Here is a 22877-nt window from a genome sequence, read left to right as displayed (position 1 = left end):
CCGGAACGGGGGCGGGTGCGTCAGAATCGTTGGCTGTGGAGCACGGGTACACCAACAGCACGGTCGGCGACGGCGCTCTGGTCGTCAAGTGTTACCAGGGCCCGGAGGCCGCCTTCAGGCTGGGCACGGAGAGCAGATACCTGCGCCGGCTGCGCGGCCGGCTGCCGGTGCCGCGCGTGCACCAGATCACCGCCACGAGCCTGACCACCCGCTTCGTGGCCGGCGCCCACGGCCAGGACCTGCTGGACGAGGGCCGCGCCGCCGAGGTGCTGGCCGAGTGCGGCCGGGTCCTGGCCCGCATCCACCGCCTCGGCATCGTGCACGGCGACTACGGTCCCCAGAACCTGCTGTTCGACCCCGCCACGTTCGAGACCACCGCGATCCTCGACTGGGAGTGGGCCCATCCGGGCCGGCCGGTGGAGGACCTCGCCTGGTGCGAGTGGATCGTCCGCAGCCACCACCCCGAGCACGTGCCCCTGCTGCCGCGCTTCTTCGACGCCTACGGCGGGCCGGTGCCGTCCTGGGCCGAGCGGCAGGCGTCGATGGTGGCGCGCTGCCGCGACCTGCTGGAGTTCTGCGGCCGGTGGGAGCCGGGCGGGGGCGGCGAGAAGTTGTGGCGCGAACGCCTCGACCTCACCGCCGCCTGGAGCGCCTGACGCGTCGCGCGATGCCCGAGCCCCGGGGGGCGAGGCCCGGACGTCCTCGACCGGGATCAGCCGCAGTGGCTCCAGCCGCTGGTCCACACGTACGGCGACTCGTCCCAGGCGCCGCCCCACTTGACGCAGGTGTTCACGGCCGACAGGATCACCGGCCCCGCGTACGACTTGAACTCACCGGCGTCGGTCTTGGTCGCGCCGCCCTGCACGCTCAGCGTCGCCCGCATCCATCGCGTGTACGGCGTCTTGTTGACCGTCACCACGCAGTTCTTGCCGGTGCCGGAGTTGTAGGACAGGTAGATCGTGCCCAGCGCCGTGCTGCCGGACTTGAACGGGTGCGAGTCGATGACGCGGAACCCGGACCCGCACACGCCGGCCGGGTCCACGGCGGCGACGGCGGCCTGTGCGGGCAGGGCGCCGGCCAGACCGCAGGCGAGCACGCCCGCGGCGAAGAGCGTCTTGGTGATCGTGCGCATGTTCATCCTTACTGTCGCTCCTGAACGTCCGTCAGCTTCGCGCAGCAAGTGATCAAGAAGGCGAACGGCAGGCGAACAACACACAAATGCGATTTCGGTTCCCCGTAATACACGGCCTTCCGGCCCGGCCGGAGGACGGCCACCCCGGTGCGGGCGGGTCTCCGGCGACATGCGGGCTGCTTTGGGGCAGGATCCCAGCCATGGTGTCGGTATTGCAGAATGTCGCGATCGACTGCGCGGATCCGTACGAGCTCGCCCGGTTCTGGAGCGAGGTGACCGGCTGTCCCGTCCACCCGGAGGACCGCCCGGGCGACGAGGAGGTGCGGGTGATGCTGAAGGAGGGCCCGATCCTGCACTTCAACAAGGTGCCGGAGCCGAAGGCGGCCAAGAACCGGCTGCACCTGTGCCTGCGCCCCGACTCCACGCGCGACGAGGAGGTCGAGCGCCTGGTGCGCCGGGGCGCCACGCTGATCGCCGACCTGCGCGAGCCGGACGGCACGGGCTGGGCGGTGCTCGCCGACCCCGAGGGCAACGAGTTCTGCGTCCTGCGCAGCGCCGCCGAGCGCGCCGGGACGGCCCCGCACCCCTGAGCCGTCCCGCGTGACCGCGCCCCGCACGGCCCGTCCCGGGGCCGTGCGGGCCTCAGCCCTTGATGGAGATGAGCTGCCGCAGGTGCGCCACGACCTCCACCAGGTCCCGCTGCGCGGCCATCACCGACTCCAGGTCCTTGTACGCCCCCGGGATCTCGTCGATCACCCCGGGGTCCTTGCGGCACTCGACCCCGAACGTCTGCTCCTCCAGGTCCTTGACCGTGAACGTCTTCTTGGCCTTGGTCCTGCTCATCTTCCGCCCGGCCCCGTGCGAGGCCGAGTTGAACGCCCGCGGGTTCCCCAGCCCCTTCACGATGTACGTGCCGGTGGCCATCGAGCCCGGGATGATCCCCAGGTCCCCGCTGCCCGCCCGGATCGCCCCCTTACGGGTGACGAGCACGTCCACCCCGTCGTAGCGCTCCTCGGCCACGTAGTTGTGGTGGCAGGAGATGGGCTGGTCGAAGCCGATGCCCGGCAGGTGGCGGCGCAGGACGTCGCAGACCAGGCCCATCATCAGCGCCCGGTTGCGGCGCGCGTAGTCCTGGGCCCAGTACAGGTCGCGGCGGTAGGCGTCCATCTCCGGGGTGTGGCCGAGGAACACCGCCAGGTCCCGGTCCACCAGGCCCTGGTTGTGTGACAGGCCGCGGGCCACCCCGATGTGGTGCTCGGCCAGTTCCTTGCCGATGTTGCGCGACCCCGAGTGCAGGACCACCCACACCCAGCCCTCGTCGTCGGCGCACACCTCCAGGAAGTGGTTGCCGCCGCCCAGCGTGCCCATCTGCGCCTCGGCCCGCTCGCGGCGGGCGTGGACGGCCGGGGCAAGGTCGTCGAACTCGCGCCAGAACTCCGCCCACCCGGCCGTCCGCATCCCGTGCACCTTGGCGGGATCGACGGGCCGCTTGTGGTGCTGGAAGCCGACGGGGACCGCCTGCTCCAGCTTCCCCCGCAGGTAGGCCAGGTTGTCGGGAAGCTGCGAGGCCTTGTACGACGTCTTGACGGCGGTCATCCCGCAGCCGATGTCCACCCCGACGGCCGCCGGCGACACCGCGTCCTTCATCGCGATGACCGACCCGACCGTCGCCCCCTTGCCGTGGTGCACGTCGGGCATGACGGCGACGCCATGGACCCAGGGCAGGTTGGCCACGTTCCGCAGCTGCTGCATCGCCTGCGGGTCGACCGTCTCCGGCTCCGCCCACATCCGCAGCGGATGCCTGGTCCCGCTCACCTCGTTGTACGCCATGTCGCCTCCTCCCGTCCGCCTGAAAGAACATGATCTATCTGGCCAGACACGACATACCCCCTGCAACCGAATTAGCACGGCCACCGCGACCGGAGATCTTGGCAAGGCCGGGCCGGGTCCGCGCTTCATTGGCTATGGTGACCGTGGTGTGCCGACATACACCCTGTATGCGCGCACCCGGGAGATATACCGTTGAGAACGGCCCGACCCCTCCAACCGATCGTGGCCGGGCGCCAGCTCGCCGTCGCGGAGAAAACGGGGCGCACATGATCGCCGTCGCCGACCAGCCGGACGAGCAGCCGCTGGTCCACCAGGCGCTCGTCTACTCCAGCGACGCCGGCTTCCTGGCCGCCGCCGTGCCCTTCTGCCGCGACGGGCTGGCCGCGCGCGACAGGGTGCTCGTGGTGACCACGGCCGCCACCATCGACCTGCTCACGCGGGCCCTCGGCGGCGACGCGGGCGACGTCGAGTTCGCCGAGGCCGGCGGCTGGTACGACGCCCCCGGCCGCACCCTGGCCGCCTACGGCCGCTACCTCGACGCCCATCCCCGGGCCAGGGTGATCGGCGAGCCCGTCTGGCACGGCCGCACCCCGGCCGAGGAGGCCGAGTGGACCCGGTACGAGTCGGTGGTCAACGCCGCCTTCGCCGCCCGCGCGGCCTGGATGGTCTGCGCCTTCGACACGCGCGCGGTGCCGGACCGGGTCGTCGGCGGCGCCCGCCGGACCCATCCGGGGCTGCTGACCGGTGACGGCCCCCGTGCCAGCACCGATTACGTCGAGCCCGAGTCCTTCAGCTTCGCCTCCGACCACGACCCGCTGCCGCCTCCGCCGCCCGGGGTCACCGGGCTGCGCTTCGACGGCGACCTGCACCGCGTGCGCCGGCACGTGCGGGCGACCGCCGAACGGCTCGGCCTGTCCCGCGCCCTGACCGACCGCCTGCTGCTGACCGTCAACGAGGTCGCCGCCAACGCCGTCGAGCACGGCGGCGGGCACGGCGACCTCGCGATCTGGACCGACGGGAACGCCGTCGTGTGCGACGTGACCGACCCGGGCAAGCTGACGGCCGTCCTGCCCGGCTACCTGCCGCCCGCCCCGACCGCACTGCGCGGGCACGGCCTGTGGGTGGTGCGCCAGCTCTGCGACCTGCTCCAGGTGCGCTCGGAGCCGGCCGGGACCCGCTTCCGCCTGCACCTGCTGCGCGACTGACGGCGCGGGCCGCCGCAGGGCTCAGCGCTTGGGGCCGGCGTCCGTCCAGCCGGCCTCCAGGACGGCCTCCGAGCTCGACACCGTGCCCGGCTCGAAGCTCTTCCACAGGCCGCGCGGCTCGACCACGACGCTCTCGGTGCCCAGCGCCCGCCCGGTGGCCTCGTCGAAGAGCAGGCGGCTCTCCCGCACGCCGGTGCGCTCGTCGCTCTGCCGGATGGCCGCGGCCGTGCCGGTACGCCCCTCGGCGTCGGTGACGTTCTCGATGACCTTGACGGAGTCGAGCCCGGCCAGCATGCGGAAGGCGGCGCCGCGCACCTGCGGCGTCACCGGCATGGAGACGATCAGCCCCACGCTGACCGTGAACAGCCAGGTGTCGGCGGCCATCTCCACGCTGGACGACTCGGTCGAATGCCCGTCGTAGGAGTCGAGCAGCCACTTCTTCAGCTTCGCCGGCTCGTCCGGCAGGCCGCGCAGGTCCTTCATCGTGACGTTGCGGCCGAGCCAGAACACCTCGCCGTCGACCAGGGGGCTGTGCGAGGTCGTGGCCTTGTCCGGGGTGGTCCGCAGGGTCAGCGGGGCCACCTTCTTCACCGGCACGACCACCTCGACCCCGGCGGGCGAGCCCGCCTGCTCCCAGGCCAGCCGGTCGGCCTCGCTCGCGGGCAGCGCGCCGAGCCGGCGAGTGCGGCTCCACTGCTCGCCGCCGGTCGCGCGCGGCGTCCACTCCTCGTTGCGCTCCCGGTCCACCATCAGGTACCCGCCCTTGACGGCGGGGTAGGCGTACCTGCTCACCGTCACGGTGTACCACCAGTCGCCGGTACGGTCGGGCTGCCGGTCGGCCTTCTCCGCGGCGGCCAGCAGCACCTCCCTGGCCGACAGCGTGACCTTGCGCGGCGTCGCCGACGCGCTCTGCCCGGCCTGCGGAGCCTGCTTCCGGGGCGCCGGAGCCGCGTTGCCCGCCACCACGACGGCCACCGCGGTGGCCCCCGCCGCGAGGGCCGCGAGCCCCCACACCGGCCGTACGGCCGGGCGCCGGCGCCGGGACCCGCGCGGCCCGGACATGGCGTGCGCGAGCTCGGCGGCCCTGGTGCGCTCGTCCACCGGCCGGTCGCCGAGGTGCGCGGGCCGCGCGGCCCGGAGTTCGTCCATCGGGTTCATGACCACTCCTCGCTGAGGTTGCGCACGTAGGGACGGGACGGTTCGGCGGACTCCATGGCTCGCGCGAGCCGCTTGCGGGCCCGGTGCAGCCGGACGCGGAAGGCCGCCGACGAGCAGCCGACGACCCGGGCGCCCTCCTTGGGCGACAGCCCGTGCCAGGCGACCAGCATGAGCACCTCCCGGTCGTCCTCGTGCAGCTCGGCCAGCGCCCGCAGCACGCCCATGCGCTCGGTCACCTGCTCGGCCACGTCCGGGCGGCCGTCCTCGGTCCACGAGCTCAGCTCGGCGGCCAGCGCGTCCCTGCGCGCCTGCGAGCGGGCGTCGTCGCGCAGGAGGTTGCGCGCCACGCCGAGCAGCCACGGCAGCGGCGGCTCCGGCACGTCGTCCAGCCGCCGCCACGCGATGGCGAACGTCTCGCTCACCACCTCGTCGGCCACCTGCCGGCCCGCACGACTGACCGCGTAGGCCCACACCCGTTGTCGGCATTCGTCGTACATGCCGGTGAAACGGTGGGAATCATCCGTCACCGCGCAGCCCCTTCGTCCCTGATGCGTTCTTCTGACACCGGGAAGTGGGGCGAACGCCCCTGTTGTTACAGCTCGTCCTCCGCGTTGTTACAGCTCGTCCTCCGCGGAACGCGAAAAGCCCCGCCCCGGGTGGCGTTCCGGGACGGGGCTCCGCGACAGGCGCTACTTGGCGTTGGCCTTGAGGTAGTCGCTGTTCATCTGGGCGATCGTGTCCAGCGGGATGCCCTTGGGGCACACCGCCGTGCACTCGCCGGTGTTCGTGCAGCCGCCGAAGCCCTCGGCGTCCATCTGGTCCACCATGGCCTTCGCGCGGCTCAGGCGCTCGGGCTGGCCCTGCGGCAGCAGGCTGAGGTGGGTGATCTTGGCGGCGGTGAACAGGGAGGCCGAGCCGTTCGGGCAGGCGGCCACGCAGGCGCCGCAGCCGATGCAGGTCGCGGCGTCGAACGCGGCGTCGGCGTCCTCCTTGCGCACCGGGACGCTGTGCGCGTCCGGGGCCGAGCCGGCCGGGACCGAGACGAAGCCGCCCGCCTGGATGATGCGGTCGAACGCGCTGCGGTCCACGACCAGGTCCTTGACCACCGGGAACGGCGCGGCGCGCCACGGCTCGATGGTGATCTCGGCGCCGTCCTCGAAGTGGCGCATGTGCAGCTGGCAGGTCGTCGTGGCGCGCTGCTCGCCGTGCGCCACGCCGTTGATCACCATGCCGCACATGCCGCAGATGCCCTCGCGGCAGTCGTGGTCGAAGGCGATCGGGTCGTCGCCCTCCAGGATCAGCCGTTCGTTCAGCACGTCCAGCATCTCCAGGAACGACATGTCCGGGGACACGTCCTCCACCCGGTACGTCACCATGCGCCCGGCGTCCGAGGGGGCGCTCTGACGCCAGACCTTGAGGGTCAGGTTCACTTGTAGCTCCGCTGGGTCATCTTGACGTACTCGTACTCGAGCGGTTCCTTGTGCAGCACCGTCTCGCCGGAGGGCGTGCGCTCCCAGGCCGAGACGTGCGCGAAGTGCTCGTCGTCGCGCAGGGCCTCGCCGTCGGGGTCCTGCGACTCGGCGCGGAAGTGGCCGCCGCAGGACTCGGTGCGGACGAGGGCGTCCAGGCACATGAGCTCGGCCAGGTCGAAGAAGTCGGCGACGCGGCCGGCCTTCTCCAGGACCTGGTTCAGCTCCTCGGCGGTGCCGGACACCTTGACGTTCTTCCAGAACTCCTCGCGCAGCTCGGGGATGCGCTCCAGGGCCTTGCGCAGCGACTCCTCGGTGCGCTCCATGCCGCAGTAGTCCCACATGAGCTTGCCCAGCTCGCGGTGGAAGGAGTCGGGGGTGCGGGTGCCGTTCACCGACATCAGGCGGTCGATCCTGGTCCGGACCTTGATCTCCGCCTCGGCCACGGCCTCCTCGTCCACCTCGCCGTACGGGCCGTTGGCCAGGTAGTCGCCGATCGTGGTGGGCAGCACGAAGTACCCGTCGGCCAGGCCCTGCATCAGCGCCGAGGCGCCGAGCCGGTTCGCGCCGTGGTCGGAGAAGTTGGCCTCGCCGATCACGAACAGGCCGGGGATCGTGGACTGCAGGTCGTAGTCCACCCACAGGCCGCCCATCGTGTAGTGGACGGCGGGGTAGATGCGCATCGGCACGTCGTACGGGTTCTCGCCGGTGATGCGCTCGTACATCTCGAAGAGGTTGCCGTACTTCTTCTCCACGGCGTCGCGGCCGAGCCGGCCGATGGCGTCGCGGAAGTCGAGGTAGACGCCGAGCCCGCCGGGGCCCACGCCGCGGCCCTCGTCGCAGACGTTCTTGGCGGCGCGGGAGGCGATGTCACGCGGGACGAGGTTGCCGAAGGCCGGGTAGATGCGCTCCAGGTAGTAGTCGCGCTCCTCCTCCGGGATGTCGCCGGGGGCCCGGTCGTCGCCCTTGCGCAGCGGCACCCACACGCGGCCGTCGTTGCGCAGCGACTCCGACATCAGCGTCAGCTTCGACTGGTACTCGCCGGAGACCGGGATGCAGGTCGGGTGGATCTGCGTGTAGCACGGGTTCGCGAAGTACGCCCCGCGCTCGTGCGCCCGCCAGATGGCCGTCGTGTTGCAGCCCTTGGCGTTCGTGGACAGGAAGAACACGTTGCCGTAACCGCCGGTGGCCAGCACCACGGCGTCGGCCAGGTGCCGCTCGATCTCGCCGGTCACCATGTCGCGCACGATGACGCCGCGCGCCCGGCCGTCGGAGACGATCAGGTCGAGCATCTCGTGGCGGGTGTGCATCTCCACGGTCCCGGCCGCGATCTGCCGCTCCAGCGCCTGGTAGGCGCCCAGCAGGAGCTGCTGGCCCGTCTGGCCGCGGGCGTAGAACGTGCGGGAGACCTGGGCGCCGCCGAACGAGCGGGTGTCCAGCAGGCCGCCGTACTCGCGGGCGAACGGCACGCCCTGGGCCACGGCCTGGTCGATGATGTTCACCGACACCTGGGCCAGGCGGTAGACGTTCGACTCGCGGGCGCGGAAGTCGCCGCCCTTGACGGTGTCGTAGAACAGCCGGTAGATCGAGTCGCCGTCGCCGCGGTAGTTCTTGGCGGCGTTGATGCCGCCCTGGGCGGCGATGGAGTGGGCGCGCCGGGGCGTGTCCTGGTAGCAGAACGACTTGACGTTGTAGCCCAGCTCGCCCAGGGTCGCCGCGGCCGAGCCGCCCGCCAGCCCGGTGCCGACGACGATCACGTGGAGCTTGCGCTTGTTGGCCGGGTTGACCAGCTTGGCGCTGAACTTCCGCTTCTCCCACCGCTCCTCGATGGGACCGGCGGGCGCCTTGGTGTCCCGGATCTCCGAGCCTTCGGTGTACTTCACTTCACAACTCCGAACGTGATGGCGAGGGGCGGGGCCAGGAAGCCGACGACCAGGACCGCCGAGACGAGGGCGGCCGTCAGGCGCAGGCCCCGGTAGCGGCTGCGGTTGGCCCAGCCCAGCGTCTGGAACGCGCTCCAGATGCCGTGCCGCAGGTGCAGGCCGACCATGACGACGGCCACGAGGTAGATGAGGGTCACCCACCAGCGGGACGGGTCGAAGCCGGCGACCATGCGCTCGGCGGGCTCGGAGTCGAAGCCCTTGGGGTTGACGACGCCGAAGGTCAGGTCGAGCAGGTGCCAGATCACGAACAGCAGGATCGTCAGGCCGCCGAACCGCATGATGTGCGTGGCGTAGCCGTTGGCCTGCGACTTCTTGGCCACGTACTTGACCGGCCGGGCCTTGGCCGCCTTGCGCGCCAGCGAGATCGCGGCCCACATGTGCAGCACGACCGAGACGACGAGCCCGATCTCCAGGATCGTCAGCACCGTCCGGTACGGCGCGATGGGCTCGAGGAGCGTGCGCAGGGCGACGGCGTACTCGTTGAACGAGTCCTTGCCGAGGAAGATCTTGAGGTTGCCCAGCATGTGCAGGACGAGGAAGGACACCATCACGGCGCCCGTGACGGCCATGACGACTTTCTTGCCGTTCGACGAGCTCAGGAACCGGCTCGGCTTCTTGGACGTCGGTGCGGGCGAGGCACCCTTGGGGGCGTTAACAGGCGCGGTGGCGGCGCCGCGCTCTATCGTGGCAGTCACGTTTGAACGCTAGGTATCCAGCAATGATCCGTCCAAGTCATCGCGGATCTGGTTTCCATAGCTTCCGGCTATGATGCTTGGTTTATACGGTCGGCATAAGGAAAAATGCTCGGCCGGTGCGAGGAAAATCACATGCAGTTGCAGCAGCTCGCCTACTTCGTCGCGGTCGCGGAGACGAGGCACTTCACCCAGGCGGCCGAGCGCATGCGGGTCGCCCAGCCCTCGCTCAGCAAGCAGATCAAGGCCCTGGAGAACGACCTCGGCGCCCCGCTGTTCTCCCGCGCACGCGGCAACGTCACGCTGACGGCCGCCGGCGAGGCGCTGCTGCCGCTGGCCCGCCGGATGCTGGCCGACGCCGACACCGCCCGGCAGGAGGTGGCCGAGCTGGCCGGGCTGCGCCGGGGCCGGGTGCGGCTGGGGGCCACGCCGTCGTTGTGCGCGGGCCTGCTGGCCGACGCGCTGGCGCGCTTCCACCGGGCCTACCCGGGGGTGGAGCTGCTGGTGGAGGAGGGCGGCTCGCGTGACCTGGTCAGGGCGCTGGCCAGGGGGCAGCTCGACCTGTCGCTGATCATCATGCCGCTGCAGAGCGACGACCCCTCCCTGGTCACCGAGGAGATCCTGCGGGAGAACCTGGTCGTGGTCGCGCCCTCGCACGAGCGGGCGCGGGGGCCGTACCTGCGGATCGAGGACCTGCGCGGCCGGCAGATGGTGATGTTCCGGCGCGGTTACGACCTGCGCGAGGCCACCCTCGCCGCCTGCCGCCAGGCCGGGTTCGAGCCCAGGTTCTCGGTGCAGGGCGGCGAGATGGACGCCGTGCTGCGGTTCGTGGAGGCGGGGCTGGGCGTGGCCGTGGTGCCGTCGATGGTGCTCGACGGGCGGCCCGGCCTGTCCGGCACGCCGCTGGCCCCGCCCGGCCTGAGCCGGACGATCGCCCTGGCCCACCGCAAGGACGTCGAACCCACCAGGGCCGCGCAGGCGTTCCGGGAGACCCTGCTCGCCTTCGTGGTCGAGGCCGGCCAGGAGGGCACGCTTCCGCAAGGGGTCGAACTCATCGCAGAATGAGCAGCAACAGCCCGACTCCCCGGGAAGGCGTGTGTGTGACGGCAAACCTCAACGAGCCGCTGACACTGCTCCTCATAGAGGACGACGACGGCGACGCCTTCCTCGTCGAAGAACTGCTCAACCAGGCCGAGAGGCCACCGACGATCTTCTGGGCGCGCAGCCTCCAGGAGGCCAAGGCCAAGCTCGACCCGACGATCCAGTGCGTCCTCGTCGACCTCACCCTGCCCGACGCCAGCAGGCTGGAGGCCCTGGAGGAGGTGCTGGCGCTGGCGCCGCACGCGGCCGTGCTGGTCCTCACCGGCCTCAGGGACGTGCACGTCGGCGTGACCGCCGTGCAGGCGGGCGCCCAGGACTACCTGGTCAAGCAGGACATCGACGCCCGCCTGCTGGCCCGGTCGATCAGGTACGCCATGGAGCGCAAGCGCGCCGACCTGGCCCAGCTCAGGCTGTTCGAGGCCGAGCTGACCGCCAAGGAGAACGCCCGCCTGGAGAGCGGCCTGCTGCCCGTGCCCCTGCTGCGCACCGAGGCGATCACGCACCAGATCCGCTACCTGCCGGGCAACCAGGGAACCCTGCTGGGCGGCGACTTCCTCGACATGGTCCAGACCCCCGACGGCGCGGTGCACGTCGTGGTGGGCGACGTCTGCGGCCACGGGCCGGACGAGGCCGCGCTCGGCGTGGCGCTGCGCATCGCCTGGCGCACGCTCGTGCTGGCCGGGCAGACCGACGACACCCTGCTGCGCACGATGGACGCCCTCCTGCGCGCCGAGCGCAAGGCGCCGGAGATCTTCACCACGCTCTGCATGGCCACCCTCACGCCCGACCTGCGGCACGCCCGGATGCGCGTGGTCGGGCACCCGCCGCCGGTGCTGGTCCGCGACGGCGTGCCCGCGGTGGTGGACGGCACGCCCTCGGGGCCGCCGCTCGGCATCTTCCCCGACGCCGAGTGGACGGTCATCGACGTGCCCCTGGGCGAGGAGTGGTCGATCATGCTCTACACCGACGGCCTGATCGAGGCGGCCGTCGGCGGGCGGAGGCAGCTGCTCGGCGTCGAGGGCCTGATCGGGCTGGTGCGCGAGCACGGCGTGATCGACCTCGACCGGCTGATCCGGCACGCCGGCACGCTCAGCGACGATCTCGCGGTGGTCGTGGTGTCGAGGAGGAAGGCATGAGCATCCATCCGCTGCCGCCGCCGAAGCTGCCGACCGGGCTCGGCCGGCTGCCGGCGGCCCGCTGGTTCCTGGCCATCGGCGTGCTGGGCGCGTTCGCGTTCGCGGCCGGCGTGGTGGTCACCATGTCGATGATCGCGCACGCGCGGGCCCTGCGGCCGAGTCCCGAGCTGGCCGCCCAGCTCGACCGGCTCAACGTGGCGCTGATCGTGCTGTTCGGGGTGCTGCTGGCGGGCGGGGCGGGCCTGGCGTTCGTCATCAGGTACGCCGTGCTCAAGCCCATCGACCAGCTCACCGAGCAGGTCCGCACGGTCGCCGCCGGCGACTTCGACCACCGGCTCGGCGTCGACCGGCCGGCCGAGCTGAGCGAGCTGTCCAGCCACGTCGACTCCATGCGCCGCCGCATCGTCTCGGCCTGGCGCGGGGCCGCCGACCAGGCCGACGAGCTGCGCAGGTCCAACGGCGAGCTGGAGCAGTTCGCCTACGTCGCCAGCCACGACCTGCAGGAGCCGCTGCGCAAGGTCGCCAGCTTCACCCAGATGCTGGAGCAGCGGTACGGCCCGCAGCTCGACGACCGCGCCCGCCAGTACATCCACTACGCGGTCGACGGCGCCAAGCGCATGCAGCTCCTGATCAACGACCTGCTCGATTTCTCCCGGGTGGGCCGGGTGAGCGGCGAGCGGGTGCCCACCGACTCGGGCGCGGCCCTGGACCGGGCCCTGGAGAACCTGTCGGCCACGATCGAGGACACCGGCGCCACCGTCACCCGGGAGAGCCTGCCCGTGGTCGAGGGCAACCGGATGCAGCTCACCCAGCTCTTCCAGAACCTCGTCGAGAACGCGGTCAAGTTCCGCTCCGAGGCCCCGCCGCGCGTGCGCCTGACGGCCGAGCGGAAGGGCGACATGTGGGAGTTCAGCTGCTCCGACAACGGCATCGGCGTCGACCCCAAGTACGCCGACCGCATCTTCCTGATCTTCCAGCGGCTCCACCCCCGCGACGTGTACCCCGGCACCGGCATCGGCCTGGCGCTCTGCCGGAAGATCGTCGAGTACCACGGCGGGCAGCTGTGGCTCGACCCCGAACCGGCCGGCCAGGGCACGACGTTCCGCTGGACGCTGCCGGCGGCGGGAGGCGACGCATGACGGACTGGCGCCCGATCGACGTGCTGCTCGTGGAGGACGACCAGGGGGACGTCCTGCTCACCAGGGAGGCGTTCGACCTCAACAAGGTGCGCAACAGGCTCAACGTGGTCAACGACGGCGAGCAGGCGATGGCGTACCTGCGGCGGGAGGGCGCCTACGCCGGCGCGCCGCGGCCCGACCTGATCCTGCTCGACCTCAACCTGCCCCGGATGAACGGCCTGGAGGTGCTGAGCGAGGTCAAGGCCGACGCCGTCCTGCGGACGATCCCCGTGGTGATCCTGACGACGTCGGAGGCGGAGGAGGACATCCTGCACAGCTACCGGCTGCACGCCAACGCCTATGTCGCGAAGCCGGTGGATTTTGAGCAATTTATCCGTGTTGTCCGGCAAATAGATGATTTTTTCGTGACCGTAGTGAAGCTGCCGGCGCCCGGCCCGCGGCCCTGACGCGGATACGTGACAGGAATCACAGTAGGTCATCGAAAAAGTGAGTGACCCCGCTCACAAAATCGTATGCGGTCGTCGTAACGTATCCCCCACCAATACGCGCCCAGAGCGGTACCGCACCCGCCGTACGCGCGCCCAGTGAAACGACCCGGACCCCCCTGTGTGCAGGGTCCGCGGGAGGTGGAGAGGTCCGCGATGACCCAGACGACGCCCGAAGCCCCGCTCAGAAGGCAACGTGCCCAGGTGAGGGTGCGCACGCTGCGCACCGACAGGTGGTGGCTGGTCCCGCTGCTGACCTTCCTCGGGCTCAGCTCGTTCCTCGTCTACGGCGTGTGGGCGATCATCGACGGCAGTTACTTCGTCGATCCGTACATCGCCCCGTTCGCCTCGCCCTGTCTGACCACGGCGTGCCCCGAGGGCGCGCGGCTGTTCGGGTGGGCGCCGATCGGCGACTGGTTCACCCTGCCGCCGGGGCTGCTCATCCTCGGCCTGCCGGGCGGGTTCCGGCTCACGTGTTACTACTACCGCAAGTCGTACTACCGGTCGTTCTGGCTGTCGCCGGCCGCGTGCGCCGTCCAGGAGCCGCACGGCAAGTACACCGGTGAGACCCGGTTCCCGCTGATCCTGCAGAACATCCACCGGTACTTCTTCTACGCGGCCATCGTGATCGGCCTCGTCCTGGCCTACGACGCCGTCCTGGCGCTGGTGCACAAGCCGCAGGGCCTCGGCACCTGGATCCTGGTGGTCAACGCCGTGCTGATCAACACGTACACGTTGTCGTGCCACTCCTGCAGGCACATCACCGCGGGCCGGCTCAACCACTTCTCCCGTCACCCGCTGCGCTACAAGGCCTGGACGTTCGTCTCCAAGCTCAACGCCAAGCACCAGCAGCTTGCCTGGGCCTCGATGTTCTCGGTCATGATCGCCGACTTCTACGTCCGCATGGTCGCCAAGGGCGTCATCGCCTTCCCGTTCGCATAAAGGACTTCTTCCAGTGGAAATCGAGCGTCACGAATACGACGTCGTCGTCATCGGTGCGGGCGGCGCCGGGCTGCGGGCCGCCATCGAGGCCCGTCAGCAGGGCAAGCGCACGGCGATCGTCTGCAAGTCGCTGTTCGGCAAGGCCCACACCGTCATGGCCGAGGGCGGCGCGGCCGCCGCGATGGGGAACGTCAACCCCGACGACAACTGGATGGTGCACTTCCGTGACACCATGCGGGGCGGCAAGTTCCTCAACAACTGGCGCATGGCCGAGCTGCACGCCAAGGAGGCCCCCGACCGCGTCTGGGAGCTGGAGGCCTGGGGCGCGCTGTTCGACCGCACCAAGGACGGCAAGATCAGCCAGCGCAACTTCGGCGGTCACGAGTACCCGCGGCTCGCACACGTGGGCGACCGTACCGGCCTGGAGCTGATCCGCACCCTCCAGCAGCGGGTCGTCGCGCTGCAGCAGGAGGACTTCGAGACGCACGGCGACCACGAGGCCTACATCAAGGTCTTCGCCGAGTGCACGATCACCCGCCTGCTGAAGGACGGCGACCGCATCTCCGGCGCGTTCGGCTACTGGCGCGAGACCGGCAACTTCCTGCTGTTCGACGCCCCCGCCGTGGTCCTGGCCACCGGCGGCATCGGCAAGTCGTACGTCGTCACCTCCAACTCCTGGGAGTACACCGGCGACGGCCACGCCCTGGCCCTGCTGGCCGGCGCCAACCTGATCAACATGGAGTTCATCCAGTTCCACCCCACCGGGATGGTCTGGCCGCCGTCCGTGCGCGGCATCCTCGTCACCGAGTCCGTCCGGGGCGACGGCGGCGTGCTGCGCAACTCCGAGGGCAGGCGCTTCATGTTCGACTACATCCCCGAGGTGTTCAAGGACAAGTACGCCACCACCGAGGAGGAGGGCGACCGCTGGTACACCGACCAGGCCAACAACCGGCGGCCGCCGGAGCTGCTGCCGCGTGACGAGGTGGCCCGCGCGATCAACGCCGAGGTGAAGGCGGGCCGCGGATCCCCCCAGGGCGGCGTCTTCCTCGACGTCTCCACCCGCCTGCCGGCCGAGGAGATCAAGAAGCGGCTGCCGTCGATGCACCACCAGTTCAAGGAGCTGGCCGACGTCGACATCACCGCCGAGCCCATGCAGGTGGGCCCGACCTGCCACTACATCATGGGCGGCGTCGAGGTCGACGCCGACACCGGCGCGGCGGCCGTGCCCGGCCTGTTCGCGGCGGGCGAGGTGTCCGGCGGCATGCACGGGTCCAACCGGCTGGGCGGCAACTCGCTGTCCGACCTGCTGGTGTTCGGGCGGCGCGCGGGCGCGGGCGCGGCGGCCTACGTCGACGGGCTCAAGGCCCGTCCCAAGGTCGTCCAGGAGCTCGTGGACGCGGCCCGCGAGGAGGCCCTGGCGCCCCTCCAGCGCGACGGCGAGAACCCGTACGAGGTGCACCACGAGCTCCAGCGGACGATGAACGAGCTGGTCGGCATCATCCGCAAGGCCGAGGAGGTCTCCGAGGCCATGGAGGTCGTGGAGAAGCTCAAGGAGCGCGTCCGCCAGGTCGGCGCGGCCGGCTCGCGGATCTACAACCCCGGCTGGCACCTGGCCATCGACCTGCGGAACATGGTCCTGGTCTCCGAGTGCGTGGCCCGCGCCGCCCTCCTGCGCGAGGAGAGCCGCGGCGGCCACACCCGCGACGACTTCCCGGGGATGAACCCGGAATGGCGTCGCAAGCTGCTGGTGTGCTCCACCGCAGACGGAAACAGCGTCCAGGTCGTGGAGAAGGTGCAGCCGTCCATGCGCGACGACCTGATCACCCTGTTCGACCGGGACGAGCTGAAGAAGTACCTCACCGACGAAGAGATGGCCGAGTTCGACGGGATTGCCAAATGAGTTACAAGGCGAAGTTCAAGGTCTGGCGTGGTGAGGGCGGCGAGGGCAAGCTCGAGGACTTCACGGTCGAGGTGAACGAGGGCGAGGTCGTCCTCGACATCATCCACAGGCTGCAGGCGACGCAGGCCCCCGACCTGGCGGTGCGCTGGAACTGCAAGGCCGGCAAGTGCGGCTCGTGCAGCATGGAGATCAACGGCAAGCCGCGCCTGGGCTGCATGACCCGGATGTCCACCTTCTCCGAGGACGAGACCATCACGGTCACCCCGATGCGGACCTTCCCCGTCATCAAAGACCTGGTCACCGACGTGTCCTTCAACTACCAGAAGGCCCGCGAGATCCCCTCGTTCACCCCGCCGGCGGGCGTCCGGCCCGGCGAGTACCGCATGCAGCAGGTCGACGTCGAGCGCTCGCAGGAGTTCCGCAAGTGCATCGAGTGCTTCATGTGCAACAACGTCTGCCACGTGATCCGCGACCACGAGGAGAACAAGCCGGCCTTCGCCGGTCCGCGTTTCCTCATGCGGATCGCCGAGCTGGACATGCACCCGTACGACGTGGCCGACCGGCAGGAGTCCGCCCAGGAGGAGCACGGGCTCGGCTACTGCAACATCACCAAGTGCTGCACCGAGGTCTGCCCCGAGCACATCAAGATCACTGATAACGCGCTGATCCCGATGAAGGAGCGCGTGGCCGACCGCAAGTACGACCCGCTGGTCTGGCTGGGCAACAAGATCTTCAAGCGCGCCAAGTAGGCGGGGAAGCGGAAGCGGGGGCCGGATGGATCCGGCCCCCGCTTCCGCTTTGTGCTACTTGCGGCCCCAGCGCTTCTTCCGGTGCTTGGGGTCCTGCATCTCCTTGGTGGCGCCCTCCGGGGGCTGCGGCGGCAGCGGCTGGACGACCGTCGCGGCGTCCCCCTCCGGCGGCAGGTACGGCGACGGCTGGTACCCCTCCGGCGGCCCCGGCTGCTCGGCCTGCGGCTGCACCGGCGGGCGGGGCTGGACCGGCTGCTTCGGCTCGAACAGGGACGGGCCCTGCTGCCAGGGCTCGGAGTCGCCGCTCTCGGCCGCCGCCGCCGGGGCGAGCGGGAACTCGCGCTCGTCCTCGTACGGCTTCCCGCCGCCCGGCGGGATGTCGCCCGGCGGCTGCTCGGCCGGGATCAGCGGCTCGAACGGGTCACGGTAGTCCTGGGCGGGCTGCGGCGGCTCGTTGTAGGAGTCGAACTCGTCCGGGTGCAGGACGACGGGCTCGGGTGCGGTGGCGGGCATGGTGGCGGGCACGGTCGGCGCCGGCTCGTGCGGGTAGCCGCCCTGGGGCCCGTACGGGTCGTGGTAGGCCGGGTCGTGGTGGGCCGGGCCGTAGCCGGGCTGACCGGCCGGGTACGTCTGGATCGGGACGAAGCTGATGATCGGCGCGTACGCCGTGCCGCCGGGGTAGCCGGGGGCGGGGAAGGACGCCGTGGCGTAGCCGGGTCCGGCCGGGTAGCCGGGCGGCGGCGCGTCCGGGCGGCCCATCGGCGAGCCCATCGGGGGGCCCGCCTTGCGCACGGCCGCCGCGTGGGCCATGCGGCGCAGCCGTCCCTCGAAGATGAGCACCGCGAACAGCGCGAGCAGGACCAGCACCAGCGCCGGGATGCTGAGCTTCTGCGTCAGCGACTTCTGGTCGAACTCCGGCGCGGCCGCGCGCACCTCGAGCTGGACCGAGTCGGTGCTCGGGCCGGTGTCGGCCGTCAGCGGGGCGGCCGTGGTGGGCGGGTCCGTCGACGCCACGGACGGCATCTGGACGGACGGCTCCGTCGTCTGCTCCGTGGGCAGCGGCGCGGCCGTGGTCTGCGCGGTGGGCAGGGGCGCCAGCGGCTGCTGCGTCGTCTCCTGGACGGGCGGCGGAGGCGTGGGGGCCGTGGTGGTCTTGGGCGGCTTCGGGGCCTTCGTGGTCTTCGTCGGCTTCGCGGTGACGGTGTGGGTGATCGTCGTCTCCGGAGCCTCCTCCGGCGTGGGCGTGCCCAACGTCGTCGTGACCGTGACGGTGGTCTGCGGATCGCAGGTCTGGCCCGCGTCGCAGGGCTCCACCGCCGGGTCGAACGCCGCGCCACTGACCGAAGCGCTCGCGCTCTGACCGACGAAGGGAGCCACGCCGACGCCCGTGAGCCCGAGCGCTAGGACGATCGCGGACACGGCCGTCGCTCGCGTGCGTGCCACCGGAGCCCTCCGCATAGTCCCGGAACCATGGTCAAGGGAATACTAGTCGGGTCAAAGCAACAGTAAAGACGGAATTACTATACGTTTCGCGGCTTATGGCTGCGTTTTGCTCGCGTCACCAGCCACAAGGCTCCCAGCAGGACGCCGATCGCCCCGATGACCAGCGAGAAACCGCGCGGCCCGTCCAGCGGGCTGGCGTACGCGACCGGACGAACCGGTTTCCGCGCCTCCACGACCTGCACCGGCCACGGCGCCCCGGCCCCCGACTCCGGCGCCAGACTCACCACCCCGCCGCCGGGAACCACTCCCCCTTGCACCCCACCACCGACGCCCCCCGACGCCCCACCCCCGGCGACACCTCCTGGCCCCATGCCCCCGGCGACGCCTCCCGGGGCCACGCCTGCGGCGACACCTCCGGGCATCATGCCGCCGGCGACGCCCCCCGGAGCCACACTCCCGGCAGCGCTCCCCGGCGCCACACCTCCGGCCACACTTCCCGACGACACACCGCCGGGCAGGGTCCCCGACGTCATGCCGCCCGGCGAGCTCTGGTGCGTCATCCCCGGCCCCACGCCCTGCGCCGCCCCTGCCGCCCCGGACAGCCCCTTGTGCGCCGTACCACCGGGCACGCTTCCCGTCGTGCCACCCGGCAGACTCCCGCTCACACCGCCCGGCAGACCGCCCGCGGCACCCCCAGGCAGTCGCCCTGTCAGTCCGCTCGACAGGCTGCCCGCCGCGCCACCCGGCAGGCGTCCGGTCAGCCCGCTCGACAGGCTGCCCGCCGCGCCGCCGGGCAGGCTGCCCGCCGCCAGGCCGCCGGGGAGGCCGTTTCGGGCCGTCCCTCGAGCGCCGGCGGGCGCCCGGCCGGTCCTGCCGGGGGCGACGCCCTGGCCGACGCCTCCCGCACGCGGGAACGCCCCCAGAGTTCCGCCCGTGCCTCCCTGTCGCGGTGCCCGCGCCACGCCCCCGCCGCCGCTGACGCGCGGGAGCGCCCCTTGGGCTCCACCGGTGATCGGCAAGCCTGCGGCTCCTCCGGGGAGGCCGCCCCTTCCCGCCGTCGTACCGGTCAGGCCGGGGCGGCCGCCTCGCGCCTTTCCTCCGGCCCCGGGCACCAGCCCGGCGACACCTCCGCCCGTCCCGGGCACCAGCCCGGCGACGCGTCCGCCCGTCCCCGGCACCGGCCCGGCGGCACCTCTGCCCGTCCCCGCGAGGAGCCCGGCGGAGCCCGGCTGCTGCCCTTGTGCGCCTGCCACCTGCCGGCCCGGCCGCCTCCGCTTGTGGGGGGCCGTGGCCGGAACGGGCACCGCCTGACCGCTGATGGTGGCGGCCTCGCGCGGCATCTCCTCGGCGACCTGCATGGACGCGGTCCTGTTGATGGTGGTCAGCCCACCGGAGGGCGTCCGCATCCTGGCCACCGCCGCGAGCACCACCTCCTTGGCCCCCTCGGGCGCCTGAAAGGTCACGTCCAGCGCCCGCTCCCCGAAGATCGGCCCAAGAGCGCAGACCCGCGCGCCGGGAAACGTACCGCCACCGGAAGCCGTACCCTCCACGCCGGCCAGCGCCCGCGCGGCCAGCACCCCGGCCGCCTGCCGCCCCCCACCGACCTGCCCCCCACCCGGACCACCCTCAGCCGGAAACATCCCTCGACCACCTTCAGCCTGAGAGATCCCTTGACCACCCTCACCCCGAGGCACGCCCTGACCGCCCTCAACCCGGGACATCCCCCGACCGCCCTCAACCAGAGGCACGCCCTGACCGTCCTCGGCCCGTGACACTCCCCGACCGCCCGCAGCCCACGACGCGCCCTGACCGGCCTCAGCCCATGGCGCGCCCTGTCCCGCCTCGGCACGCGGCATCCTCCGGCCGGCCTCGGTCTGCGGGTCGCCGCGACCGGCCTCCGCGCGGGCCAGGCGCCGGCCCGGCGCCGGCCGCCACGTTTCGGATTCCTCCGGGAACGCCCCGGCATCCGGATCCGTCGCACGCCCGGCGCCCCACGACCCCGCCACGGGATCCTCTTCGGACGCCGGAACCCCACCAAAAGCCTCCGAAGCCTCCGAAGCCCCGAAAGCCTCGGAATCCTCAGCCCCGTCGGCCGACAGCCGGGAAGCCCCGGAGGGCGACGGGCAGGCCAACCCCGACAACGCCGCCGCCGGGCTGGTCGCCACCGCGACCTTGGCCCCCTTGCCCATCCCGTTCAGCCGGACCCTGAAACGCTGGACGTCACCCGTCCTGATCCACTGACCCACACCCTCGGGGCCGCTCACGCGTTCGAGCACGAGCGTCACCCCCGCCGCCGCCACGGGCACGGAGGGCAACGCCACCAGGATCAGCGCTCCAGAAAGGATCCAGCCACGCCGCATCACTCCACTCCCCCACTGCGACAAATCACGTGTAGTAATCGTTATGTCACAGAGAGAGACGGTCTAATCCTGCTGGAGCAGACTCTCCACGGTCTTCATGATCGGCAGGTCGGCGCCCAGCCACTCCACGTCGTAGTACTCCCCCGGCCCCAGCCAGCGAAGAGCCAGGTGCTCACGGGCCTCGGGCGTGCCGGAGGTGAGCGTGGCCAGCCAGACACGCATGACGTACCCCTCCGACAACGCCCAGTCCTCGCCCACGCGCGCGCCCACTGCGATCTCCACGCCGAGTTCCTCGCGGCACTCCCGGACCAGCGCGGCGACCTCGCTCTCCCCCGGGTCCACCTTGCCGCCCGGGAACTCCCAGCCCCCGGCCAGCGCGGCGGGCGCGGCGCGCTGCGCGGCCAGCACCCTGCCGCCGGGGGCGACGATCACCGCCGCGACCACGATCGTGCTCATGCGTTCGTCATCCTCATAGTGCGGGATTCTGCAGCTTCTTGAGCTGGTCGAGCACATCGGGGTTCTGCAGCGGACGGGTGAAGCCCACCTTGTTGTCGCGCGCCTGGTAGCTCGTGACCTTGATCGGCCCGCAGAGCGTGCACCGGGCCTCCAGCATCTTGCCCTTCGACACGACCAGCCCGACATGCCCCGGACTGTCGGCCGAGGTGCCCGGACCGGCGTTGAAGAACACCAGGTCACCGGGCTGTTCCTGGCCCGCTGACACCTTCACCCCGAACGGCCACTGCGTGAACGTGGTGCGCGGGATGCTCAGCCCGGCGGCCCGGTAGGCCGCGTAGATGACGCCCGAGCAGTCGAACGCGTCCGGCCCGGTGCCGCCCCACAGGTACGGCTTCCCGCGCTGCGCCAGCGCGTACTGCAGGATCTTGGCCACGACGTCGCTGGGCGCGGCCGCCACCAGGGGGTCGTCGCACTCCTCCGAGGCCTGCGGCGGCACCTCCACCGCACCCGACTTGGCGTACTTCCTGGCGATCTCCTCGACCTGGTCGACGTACCACCAGGCGCGGTTGTAGGTGAACAGGGCCCGCCGGACGTTCTCGGGGGCGCCGTTGCGCTTGAGCATCTTGGCGGCCCCGAGGATGGCGTCGGCGGGGTTGTAGACGTCGCCCACGCCGTCGCCGTCGCCGTCGGAGGCGTATCCGTTGAACGTCGAGGAGATCGGGATCTGCGCCTTGCCGCCCCAGGTCGAGATCAGGAACTGCATCGGGCCGGCCGCGCCCGCGTAGTTGGTGCCGCTCTTGACGCCGGGCAGGTCGGAACGGCCGTGGTCGGTCTCGCGCTTGCCCACGGCGGCCAGGATGGTCCACTGGACGCCGATCTTCTTGCCCCACTTCTTGTACAGGTCGAGGTAGTCGCCCGGGATGTCGGCGGCGCCCGAGTCGGACACCTCCTGCACCTGGGTGCCGCCCTCGCAGTCGACCGAGCCCTCGCCGCCGCCGTTCAGGAAGGACGGCATCGTGACCAGTAACATCGGCGAGACGATGATCGCGGCCAGGAGCAGGATCCCGGCGAGGCCGAGCAGCAGCGCCAGGCGGGTTCGGGAGGGCTTCACCGCTAGCTGTCCCCGTCCTGGCCCTCGGTGGCGGGCAGCACGTCGAAGATCCGCCAGTCGGCGCCGAGCTGGCTCACCGTGACCGCCAGGTCCTCGACGTCCTGCCGGTTGCCGCTCTTCGCGGTGACCTGCCTGGTCTCGGTCACGACGAAGACGATGGAGGTCTTCTCGATCTGCCTGATCTCCTTCAGCCTGGCCGTGGCCTGGGAGACGATCTGGTCGTCGCGGTTCTGCTGAACGGTGCCCGCCGAGGTGAGCGTCCGGGCGAGGATGTTGCCCAGCTCGGCGGTGGTGAACGTCTTGACCCTCGTGGCGTACGCCGCCGGGTCCTCGTCGTACCTGAAGGTGCCGTAGACGGCGGTGAAGCGCTCGGCGAGATCCGCCGCCGCGGCGAGCTGCTCCTTCTTCATCGGCAGGTACGAGTAGACGTCGAACGGCGCGGCGCTGGCGGTGGCCAGCGGCTTGCTCGCCGCCGTGGGCGCGGACGCGGACGTCGAGCCCGCGGCCGGGGCCTGCTCGGGCGGATCGTCCGAGCTCGGCCACATCGTGAGGTAGACGCCGACCGCGGCGATGACCACGACGATGGCGGCGAAGGCCAGCCCGCGCTTGTCACCGGACTGAGCCAT

At 71.3% G+C, this 22877-nt stretch carries 23 protein-coding genes; 12 read left to right on the top strand and 11 right to left on the bottom strand.

The genetic code is table 11. From position 1 onward, the window contains the following. Positions 1-35 precede the first annotated feature (35 nt). Positions 36-656 (top strand): phosphotransferase, encoded by a 621-nt coding sequence (locus ACFYYW_RS26675; protein ID WP_387652433.1) that lies wholly within the window; start codon positions 36-38, stop codon positions 654-656. 56 nt (positions 657-712) lie between these two features. Here ACFYYW_RS26675 and ACFYYW_RS26670 read toward each other — a convergent pair whose 3' ends face one another. After that, positions 713-1132 (bottom strand): spore-associated protein A, encoded by a 420-nt coding sequence (locus tag ACFYYW_RS26670; protein WP_352324146.1) that lies wholly within the window; start codon positions 1130-1132, stop codon positions 713-715. Between the two features lie 200 nt (positions 1133-1332). On the opposite strand from ACFYYW_RS26670, the gene ACFYYW_RS26665 reads away from it, so the two are divergent. Continuing rightward, positions 1333-1722: a VOC family protein gene (locus ACFYYW_RS26665; RefSeq protein ID WP_387652431.1), complete on the top strand. Its 390-nt coding sequence runs from the start codon at positions 1333-1335 to the stop codon at positions 1720-1722. A 52-nt stretch (positions 1723-1774) separates the two neighbouring features. On the opposite strand, the gene ACFYYW_RS26660 is transcribed toward ACFYYW_RS26665, so the two are convergent. Next, positions 1775-2962 (bottom strand): RtcB family protein, encoded by a 1188-nt coding sequence (locus tag ACFYYW_RS26660; RefSeq protein ID WP_387652429.1) that lies wholly within the window; start codon positions 2960-2962, stop codon positions 1775-1777. Between the two features lie 266 nt (positions 2963-3228). Between ACFYYW_RS26660 and ACFYYW_RS26655 the strand changes: the two genes are divergently transcribed. Continuing rightward, positions 3229-4167 carry an anti-sigma factor RsbA family regulatory protein gene (locus ACFYYW_RS26655; RefSeq protein WP_387652427.1) on the top strand — a complete coding sequence of 313 codons (939 nt, stop codon included), beginning with the start codon at positions 3229-3231 and terminating at the stop codon, positions 4165-4167. Between the two features lie 21 nt (positions 4168-4188). Here ACFYYW_RS26655 and ACFYYW_RS26650 read toward each other — a convergent pair whose 3' ends face one another. From ACFYYW_RS26650 to ACFYYW_RS26630, 5 genes are all read right to left on the bottom strand, one after another. Next, the gene (locus ACFYYW_RS26650) at positions 4189-5325 is read right to left on the bottom strand and encodes a CU044_5270 family protein (protein WP_387652425.1); all 1137 of its coding nucleotides are present in this window, start codon (positions 5323-5325) and stop codon (positions 4189-4191) included. After that, positions 5322-5852 carry an RNA polymerase sigma factor gene (locus ACFYYW_RS26645; protein ID WP_352324151.1) on the bottom strand — a complete coding sequence of 177 codons (531 nt, stop codon included), beginning with the start codon at positions 5850-5852 and terminating at the stop codon, positions 5322-5324. Before ACFYYW_RS26645 ends, ACFYYW_RS26650 begins: the two co-directional genes overlap by 4 nt. Positions 5853-6014: 162 nt before the next feature. Continuing rightward, on the bottom strand, positions 6015-6755 hold the full coding sequence (locus ACFYYW_RS26640; protein ID WP_352324152.1) for a succinate dehydrogenase/fumarate reductase iron-sulfur subunit: 741 nt from the start codon (positions 6753-6755) through the stop codon (positions 6015-6017). Then, positions 6752-8677, bottom strand: coding sequence for a fumarate reductase/succinate dehydrogenase flavoprotein subunit (locus ACFYYW_RS26635; RefSeq protein ID WP_352324153.1), 1926 nt, complete (start codon positions 8675-8677; stop codon positions 6752-6754). The genes ACFYYW_RS26640 and ACFYYW_RS26635 overlap by 4 nt, the downstream gene beginning before the upstream one ends. Next, positions 8674-9432, bottom strand: a complete 759-nt coding sequence (locus ACFYYW_RS26630) for a succinate dehydrogenase cytochrome b subunit (RefSeq protein ID WP_352324154.1) — start codon at positions 9430-9432, stop codon at positions 8674-8676. Before ACFYYW_RS26630 ends, ACFYYW_RS26635 begins: the two co-directional genes overlap by 4 nt. 132 nt (positions 9433-9564) lie before the next feature. Here ACFYYW_RS26630 and ACFYYW_RS26625 point away from each other — a divergent pair, with 132 nt between their 5' ends. From ACFYYW_RS26625 to ACFYYW_RS26595, 7 genes are all read left to right on the top strand, one after another. Then, positions 9565-10494, top strand: a complete 930-nt coding sequence (locus ACFYYW_RS26625) for a LysR substrate-binding domain-containing protein (protein WP_352324155.1) — start codon at positions 9565-9567, stop codon at positions 10492-10494. Positions 10495-10529: 35 nt separating this feature from the next. Continuing rightward, positions 10530-11666 carry a PP2C family protein-serine/threonine phosphatase gene (locus ACFYYW_RS26620; RefSeq protein WP_387652421.1) on the top strand — a complete coding sequence of 379 codons (1137 nt, stop codon included), beginning with the start codon at positions 10530-10532 and terminating at the stop codon, positions 11664-11666. Beyond that, entirely contained in the window at positions 11663-12805 is a 1143-nt protein-coding gene (locus tag ACFYYW_RS26615; protein ID WP_387652419.1) for an ATP-binding protein, read from the top strand. Before ACFYYW_RS26620 ends, ACFYYW_RS26615 begins: the two co-directional genes overlap by 4 nt. Next, complete coding sequence (locus ACFYYW_RS26610; RefSeq protein WP_387652417.1) at positions 12802-13251, top strand: response regulator; 450 nt, start codon at positions 12802-12804, stop codon at positions 13249-13251. Before ACFYYW_RS26615 ends, ACFYYW_RS26610 begins: the two co-directional genes overlap by 4 nt. Positions 13252-13446: 195 nt before the next feature. Then, positions 13447-14232, top strand: coding sequence for a hypothetical protein (locus ACFYYW_RS26605; RefSeq protein WP_352324159.1), 786 nt, complete (start codon positions 13447-13449; stop codon positions 14230-14232). 13 nt (positions 14233-14245) lie between these two features. Beyond that, a complete protein-coding gene (locus tag ACFYYW_RS26600; protein WP_364414599.1) occupies positions 14246-16132 on the top strand; it encodes a fumarate reductase/succinate dehydrogenase flavoprotein subunit in 1887 nt (628 codons plus the stop codon). Then, on the top strand, positions 16129-16881 hold the full coding sequence (locus ACFYYW_RS26595) for a succinate dehydrogenase/fumarate reductase iron-sulfur subunit (protein WP_352324162.1): 753 nt from the start codon (positions 16129-16131) through the stop codon (positions 16879-16881). Before ACFYYW_RS26600 ends, ACFYYW_RS26595 begins: the two co-directional genes overlap by 4 nt. A 54-nt stretch (positions 16882-16935) precedes the next feature. On the opposite strand, the gene ACFYYW_RS26590 is transcribed toward ACFYYW_RS26595, so the two are convergent. Then, a complete protein-coding gene (locus ACFYYW_RS26590; RefSeq protein ID WP_364414597.1) occupies positions 16936-17895 on the bottom strand; it encodes a hypothetical protein in 960 nt (319 codons plus the stop codon). Here ACFYYW_RS26590 and ACFYYW_RS26585 point away from each other — a divergent pair. Continuing rightward, on the top strand, positions 17870-18241 hold the full coding sequence (locus ACFYYW_RS26585; RefSeq protein ID WP_387652414.1) for a hypothetical protein: 372 nt from the start codon (positions 17870-17872) through the stop codon (positions 18239-18241). The genes ACFYYW_RS26590 and ACFYYW_RS26585 overlap by 26 nt on opposite strands. Positions 18242-19641: 1400 nt before the next feature. After that, complete coding sequence (locus ACFYYW_RS26580; RefSeq protein ID WP_387652412.1) at positions 19642-19779, top strand: hypothetical protein; 138 nt, start codon at positions 19642-19644, stop codon at positions 19777-19779. Positions 19780-20747: 968 nt separating this feature from the next. On the opposite strand, the gene ACFYYW_RS26575 is transcribed toward ACFYYW_RS26580, so the two are convergent. The 3 genes from ACFYYW_RS26575 to ACFYYW_RS26565 are packed head-to-tail and all read right to left on the bottom strand — an operon-like array spanning position 20748 to position 22877. Next, positions 20748-21140, bottom strand: coding sequence for a (deoxy)nucleoside triphosphate pyrophosphohydrolase (locus tag ACFYYW_RS26575; protein ID WP_352327913.1), 393 nt, complete (start codon positions 21138-21140; stop codon positions 20748-20750). Positions 21141-21153: 13 nt separating this feature from the next. Continuing rightward, positions 21154-22251, bottom strand: coding sequence for an NlpC/P60 family protein (locus ACFYYW_RS26570; RefSeq protein ID WP_387652410.1), 1098 nt, complete (start codon positions 22249-22251; stop codon positions 21154-21156). Positions 22252-22253: 2 nt separating this feature from the next. Next, complete coding sequence (locus ACFYYW_RS26565; RefSeq protein WP_387652408.1) at positions 22254-22877, bottom strand: hypothetical protein; 624 nt, start codon at positions 22875-22877, stop codon at positions 22254-22256.

The organism is Nonomuraea sp. NPDC001831 (assembly GCF_042892035.1).
Taxonomy (GTDB): domain Bacteria; phylum Actinomycetota; class Actinomycetes; order Streptosporangiales; family Streptosporangiaceae; genus Nonomuraea.
The sequence above is the reverse complement of the archived record's forward strand: the minus strand, read 5'-3'. Positions and strand labels throughout refer to the sequence as shown.